The sequence below is a fragment of the Atribacterota bacterium genome, assembly GCA_039638595.1.
GTDB lineage: Bacteria > Atribacterota > Atribacteria > Atribacterales > Caldatribacteriaceae > Profundicultor > Profundicultor thermophilus.
The window spans coordinates 1-6,454 of sequence record JBDIWM010000074.1; the positions used below are offsets into that span (position 1 = coordinate 1).

Consider the following 6,454-nt stretch of genomic DNA (forward strand, 5'->3'; position numbering starts at 1 on the left):
TGGGTCAAACTCCAGTTTTCTTGCATCCTGTGACGCTCTTTGTTATCCTTTTCTTAAATTTATCACAGGTTATTTCTTTTTAATAGGGATCATGGTAAAACGGGAGAATAAATTCGTGACAGAACCGTTTTTCTTGATGTTGGAACAGTGTGTGTTGACTTTTGAGGGAGGATTATAGGCGATCCATGAGTGATATTATTCAGGGTGGCGTGGTCGATAATTTAGAGAAGCTCTTTGAGGTGCTACCGAGCTATGTGCGGAAGTCTCTCGAGGAGCAGGAAAACAGTGAAGATTTGACCGAGGTGATTATGGACTTAGGTCGTCCTCCTGAGGCTCGCTTCAGCAAGAGTTTCGTGGTTCTTTCGGACCGGGTGGTGGAGAGGGAGGATTTGGAATATGTGGTACAGAGGGTAGGAACTTTTACTGGGGATAACCGAGCGGGCATTGAACGAACCTTGCACCGAATCTCCTGTATTCGAAATCGGCTGGGAGAAGTGGTCGGTTTAACGCTTCGGGTGGGGAGGGCGGTTTACGGAACGATTGACATCATTCGCGATGTGGTGACTTCGGGAAAGAACATTCTTCTTCTTGGTCCTCCGGGGGTAGGAAAGACAACCAAGCTTAGAGAAATCGCCCGGGTGTTGAGTGATGAATTCAGTAAGCGAGTTATCGTAGTTGATACTTCAAACGAGATTGCTGGGGATGGTGATATTCCTCATCCAGCCATTGGAAGAGCTCGACGCATGCAGGTTTCTTCGCCAAACAGGCAACACGATGTGATGATTGAAGCAGTGGAGAATCATATGCCTGAGGTGATCATTGTGGATGAAATTGGTAGAGAGGAAGAGGCGAGGGCCTGTCGTACCATTGCTGAGCGGGGGGTTCAGCTGATTGCTACGGCTCATGGGAATACTTTGGAAAACCTTCTTTTGAACCCAACTTTAAGTGACCTGGTGGGAGGCATTCAATCGGTGATTTTGAGCGACGAAGAAGCTCGAAGAAGGGGTACGCAGAAAGCCATACTGGAAAGAAAAGCCATTCCCACCTTTGATATCGTTGTCGAACTTCGAGATCGCGACACGCTGGGGATTTACCATAATACCGCTCAGGCCGTGGATCTCCTTCTGCGGGGCTATCCACCTCAGATTGAGCTTCGCAAAAAGACCAAGGAGGGAGGCATTCAGGTAGTCAAAGAGGGGATGGTTGCCGAAGGTGAATCAGAGATACCCAAGGAGAAGGTTGCCGAAAAGAGTGTGTTTCCTGAAATTTCGGAAGGTCGCCTGTTGCGCGTATACCTCTTTGCCGTCAGTAAAAACTACATGCAAAGAGCCATTGCTCAGTTGCAGGTTCCCCTTGAAGTGGCCGAAGATCTGAGTAAAGCAGATATGGTGTTGACCTTAAAAAGTCGATACCGAAAACGCGGTGGTAAACTCAAAGAGGCTGAAAATCGGGGAGTGCCGGTGCATGTGGTGCGGAGTAATACCTATAACCAGGTTCTCAAATTTGTTCAGGATTTGTTTGGGTACTCAGAAGCATCACTTGGTTCTCCTGCTGATTCTGGGTTAATTGAAGCCGAACGGGCTGCACGCCATGTTCTGAAGGTTGGCGAACCGATGGAACTTGCTCCGCGGAACGCTTTTGTGCGACGTTTACAGCATAAAATTGCCGAGCGTTATAACCTCTTCTCTCAAAGTATTGGGGAGGAACCATTTCGGCGGGTCATTATCTATCCCCAGAGTTCTAGAGAGAAACATGAATGATTGGCCTGGTTTCTTTGTTACTTTTGAGGGCATAGAGGGAAGCGGAAAGACCTCTCATGCCAATCGTCTTTGGCGTTTCCTCACCGAGCAGGGCATTCACTGTATTTTGACCAGGGAGCCCGGAGGCACTGCTTTAGGGGAAAAATTGAGAGAGATTTTGCTCAACCCTGCTACGGAAAACATTGATGGAGTGACCGAGGTACTCCTTTTTGCTGCTTCTCGGTGTGAACATGTGAGAAAGGTCATTGTACCGGCTTTGCAGGCGGGGAGGGTGGTCATTTGTGTTCGATATGTGGATTCAACTCTGGCATATCAAGGATACGGAAGGAAGATTCCTCTTTCTTTCCTGACCTTCCTGAATGAAGTGGTGGTGGGAAAGGTACTTCCAGAGCTGCCGTTTCTTCTGGATGTGGAACCGGAAGCAGGTATAAAGCGTTCTATTTCTAAGACCTGCAAAGAAGAACTGCGTTTTGAAGAAGAATTTCTTCAGCATGAAGAGCTCTTGGAGGAAATTCGCAAGGGATATTTGGCGATTGCGGCAGACAATCCGGAGCGATTTTGTGTTATTTCCACCACCTGGTTACCTAAGGAGGATGTGTTCGAGTATATTAAAAATGAGTTCTGGAGGAGATTCCAGGAAAGGAGGGTGAAGGCGTGACCCCCACCATACTTTTCATCTGTGTGGTGAAGGACCAGGATTCGAACAAATTGATGGAGTTATTGAGGGAAAAAAGCTTCGCTTTCACCAAACTGGCTTCGACCGGTGGGTTCTTACGGGAGGGAAACACCACCTTTTTAATTGGAGTTGAGGAAACAAAGCGCGAGGAACTTTTACAGTTGATTAAGGACACCTGTGGTCGTCGCGAAGAAATGGTGGAATCGACCATCCCGGTTAACGAACCACTGGGACCTTTTGTCCCCCAGCGGGTGAAGGTGGCCAGGGGAGGGGGAGTGCTCTTCGAGGTCCCCATTCTTTATTATGAGAGGTTTTAGCGTATTATTATGAGCTGGTCTCACATCTATGGGCATGAATGGCAAAAGGATTTCTTTAGAAGGATTTTGCGTACCCGAAAGATTGCGCATGCTTACCTTTTTTTTGGTCCTTCTCAGATAGGAAAGGAAACCTTTGCCCTGGAGTTGGCTAAAGCTCTGCTCTGTCTTACCCCCCAAAATGAGGAGGGTTGTGAACGTTGTCGAAGCTGTGCGCTTTTTGACACTCGGTCCCATCCGGACCTGGTTATCCTTTCTTCTCCAGATTCAATCAAAATCGACCAGGTTCGAGAATTCGTGAAGCTTTTGAGTTTCAAGAGCATTTTATCCCCGTTTCGAGTGGGAGTTGTCACGGATATTGAGCATCTTACGGAGGAAGCCGGTAATTGTCTTCTAAAAACGATTGAAGAACCTCCTCCTGGAAGTGTGCTCCTTCTGACCACTTCGGTTTTCGATGCTCTTTTACCAACCATTATCTCTCGGGTACAGTGTGTCGAGTTTTCTTCTCTTTCAGAAAAAGAGGTCAAAAAATATCTAGTGGAAAGGAAAAGTGTGTCAGAAGGGGAAGCCAAAAGAATTGCCTCTCTGGCTGCAGGAAGTATCGGTCGGGCTCTGGAAATGCTCCAGGGTAAAGAAAATTGGTTTCAAGATGTTTTGCGTTTCTGGGAGCACTTCAAAGGTGGTGCGAGTATCGTTTCTTTAGGATCGTGGTTTCGCACCATGGACGGAAACGGGATAATCCGTTTCTTTTCTCTTTTCGAGTGGTATTTGCGAGATGTACTTGTGGCGATATCCAATGGTACTCGAAACGAGGAACTTTTCTTTCAGCGAGTGTGGATGAATGAAGTTCTGGAGGATGCAAAAACTCTGGAAGTGACCTTGGTGACAAAGGTGATACAGCTTCTAGAAGATCTCTTGGAAGACCTTGCTTTCCATGTGCAGCCGGACGTTGCCATTATTGATTTTTTGGGAAAAATACGAGGTGAGATGCATAATGCGATGGGGAGTAGGAATACGATTCGAAGATAACCCCAAGACGTACTATTTTGACACCCGCGGTTTACCACTTCAGATGGGTGAGAAGTGCGTCGTGGAAACGGTACTGGGGTTAGAACTGGGGGAAGTGGTTCGAAAACCGTTTTCGGTGGAAACCGGTGAAACGTTCAAACCCGTGATTCGTAAAGCGGAAGAAAGCGACCTTGTGCAGTGGCAAATCAATAAAGAGAGGGAGAAAGATGCTTTTCTTTTGGCTCGATCCATGGTTACCGAGAAGGAATTACCCATGAAGCTTTTGAAAGCTCACTATACACTTGATCGGGGTAAACTCATTTTTTACTTTGTTTCTGAAGAACGCATTGATTTTCGGCAATTAGTAAAGGACCTGGCCAGTATTTTCCGCACTCGGATTGAAATGCGTCAAATTGGAGTTCGGGATGAAGCCCGGATGTTTGGCGGTTGCGGGATGTGTGGGCGGGAACTCTGCTGTAGCACTTTTCTCTTTGATTTCGATCCCATTTCCATCAAAATGGCTAAAGAACAAAACTTGGTCCTCAATTCGGCAAAGATTTCCGGAATGTGCGGTCGGCTCATGTGTTGTCTATCGTTTGAATATCATCTCTATCAAAAGTTACTCTATAAACTCCCCCGAAAGGAAAGCAAGATTTTAACCCCCTTTGGCTTGGCAAAGGTCATTGAGGTTAATGTTTTTAAAGATAGCATTAGTTTACGTTTAGAAGATGGACGGGAAATTGAAATTAACGAGGAAGAATATGATCGATATTTTCTCTGAGGTGAGGAACTTTCGTACGGGGCGGAGATACATTTCTATGGAAGGTGAGGTCAGGTGATACGTAACGAGGTGGAAACCTTAGGAATATCGGTAGAAAGGGAAAAGCTTTGGTTTGAGCAAAAAATTAGGGAATCCGAACGGAACCTCTTTCGGTTCGCCCTGCATCTTACCGGAAATATGGAGAAATCCGAGGACCTGGTTCAGGAAGCCCTTTTGCGGGCTTTTCAGTACCGTCATAGTTATGACCCCTCCCGTTCCTTTGAAAACTGGGTATATGCGATTCTGCTCAACGTGTATCGGAAACAATGCAAGAAAGAACGCATTGTTCGTTTGGTACTGCCGTGGAAGACTTTGGATGAGGATGAAGAGGAAAGAGCGTGGGATATTCTGGAGTGGGAAGGGGATGGTCCAGAACAAGCAGTACTCAAAAAACAGGTACTTTGGGACCTTCGTGCCGCCATTGATAAATTGCCTTTAAAGATGAAGGAAGTGGTGGTTCTCTGTGACGTGATGGACCACTCCTATGAAGAAGCTAGCGAAATTCTTGGTTGTCCCATTGGAACGGTTCGTTCTCGTCTTCACCGAGCTCGAAAGCAAATCAAGGCCATGTTGGAGGAAATGTATGGTGAAGAAATTCTCTCTTTATGGAAATAGCAGTGTGGACTGTGCGGAGGTCAAAAAGAAACTTTCTCTCTATATCGATGGGGAAGTTTTACCGGAGGAAAAGCGAGCCTTCGAGGCGCATCTTTTACAGTGTTCCTCCTGCCAGCGTGAAATGCAGAAATTATTGGCCATTAAAAAATTGGTCCGGGCCATGGATCGGTCCTTAGAATCCAGCTTGTCAAGAACAACTATACCAGATTTTCGGGTCAACAAAAAGAGGATATATATTCAAAAATTCGCCCTTGTTTTCCTTATTTCAGCTGTGACTTTTGTGTCTTGGCTTGCCTTCATATACTGGCGGGAATTGCAGGAAGGAGTAATTTTGCAGCAAGAAATTGTTCCAGTATCAACTTTCGCTGATTTCGATCCCCAATTGAGGAAGGGGACCGATTCTGGACTGCGGACGCATCATATCCACGTTGTTGAAGTCACTCTTGAAAGATAAGAAGGGATTAAGGGTGAAAAGGACGTTGGGGTTGGTGCTTCTTGTATTCCTGTGCTGGAACATCGGTACTCGGTTGAGCTTCGCCAAGATTCTTAGTCCCGATGAGGCCATCCCGCTTTTGCGGCGAATGGTGGAAAAAATGACTCATCAGAACTACTGGGGGGTATGGGAGGTCGTAGACCGTTCTCCAAGGGAACGTCGGTTTTACGAGGTTCTTTTCTTGAAAGGTATCGGTTTTGGATGGAAAGAACTGGGTACGGAAGATCTCTTCTGGGTAAAAGTGGGCAACTATCGCTACCTTTTTGACCTCATTTCTGGAAAAGTGCAGAGTGTTCACCCCTTTTATAGTTTGCCGTTTCTTCCTTTCGAAAAAGATGATTTGGAACTCCTTCTCCAGAATTATCTGATTTATTTTCAGGATAATCGGCTCTCTCTCTTTTCACGCTATACTGGAGAGATTGTTCGTTCCTTGGTTTTGGATGGGGATGGTTTTCTCGCTTCCCATGTAGGGTATGTTTCTGGAGGTAAAGCCCAGGAAGAGGGTCGTTTTGTGTACCTTGATTTTTCTCCTGATTACCGCCGTCTTGCTCGGTATCTTGAACTTATGGAAAAATGTTCCCTGGAGAAGGCCAGTGAAGAACTCTCGGTGACCGAGCGAAAGAAGATTTTCCTTCCCCGTCTGGTGCCGCCGGGATTTCAATTGAAGAGAACCTATATTGCTAAGAGTGGCGGCAAGGCATTCTATCACCTCGTCTATAGTGATGGTTTGCAATATTTCACGATTTCTCAGAGTGTGGATCCCCGGAT

The 6,454-nt window shown here is 46.3% G+C and carries 8 protein-coding genes; all 8 read left to right on the top strand.

Features of this window, described 5'->3' with window-relative positions; translation table 11 throughout:
* The first annotated feature begins 185 nt into the window (after positions 1-185).
* On the top strand, positions 186-1,760 hold the full coding sequence (locus ABDK92_10840) for a R3H domain-containing nucleic acid-binding protein (protein MEN3187099.1): 1,575 nt from the start codon (positions 186-188) through the stop codon (positions 1,758-1,760).
* Entirely contained in the window at positions 1,753-2,418 is a 666-nt protein-coding gene (gene tmk, locus ABDK92_10845) for a dTMP kinase (GenBank protein MEN3187100.1), read from the top strand. The genes ABDK92_10840 and tmk overlap by 8 nt, the downstream gene beginning before the upstream one ends.
* Positions 2,415-2,753, top strand: coding sequence for a cyclic-di-AMP receptor (locus ABDK92_10850; protein MEN3187101.1), 339 nt, complete (start codon positions 2,415-2,417; stop codon positions 2,751-2,753). Before tmk ends, ABDK92_10850 begins: the two co-directional genes overlap by 4 nt.
* A gap of 9 nt (positions 2,754-2,762) precedes the next feature.
* Positions 2,763-3,779, top strand: coding sequence for a DNA polymerase III subunit delta' (gene holB / locus ABDK92_10855; GenBank protein ID MEN3187102.1), 1,017 nt, complete (start codon positions 2,763-2,765; stop codon positions 3,777-3,779).
* The gene (locus ABDK92_10860) at positions 3,745-4,539 is read left to right on the top strand and encodes a stage 0 sporulation family protein (protein MEN3187103.1); all 795 of its coding nucleotides are present in this window, start codon (positions 3,745-3,747) and stop codon (positions 4,537-4,539) included. Before holB ends, ABDK92_10860 begins: the two co-directional genes overlap by 35 nt.
* 54 nt (positions 4,540-4,593) lie before the next feature.
* Entirely contained in the window at positions 4,594-5,193 is a 600-nt protein-coding gene (locus tag ABDK92_10865) for a sigma-70 family RNA polymerase sigma factor (protein MEN3187104.1), read from the top strand.
* Complete coding sequence (locus tag ABDK92_10870) at positions 5,162-5,647, top strand: zf-HC2 domain-containing protein (GenBank protein MEN3187105.1); 486 nt, start codon at positions 5,162-5,164, stop codon at positions 5,645-5,647. Before ABDK92_10865 ends, ABDK92_10870 begins: the two co-directional genes overlap by 32 nt.
* A 13-nt stretch (positions 5,648-5,660) precedes the next feature.
* On the top strand, positions 5,661-6,454 hold a 794-nt coding region (locus tag ABDK92_10875), incomplete at its 3' end, for a hypothetical protein (GenBank protein MEN3187106.1).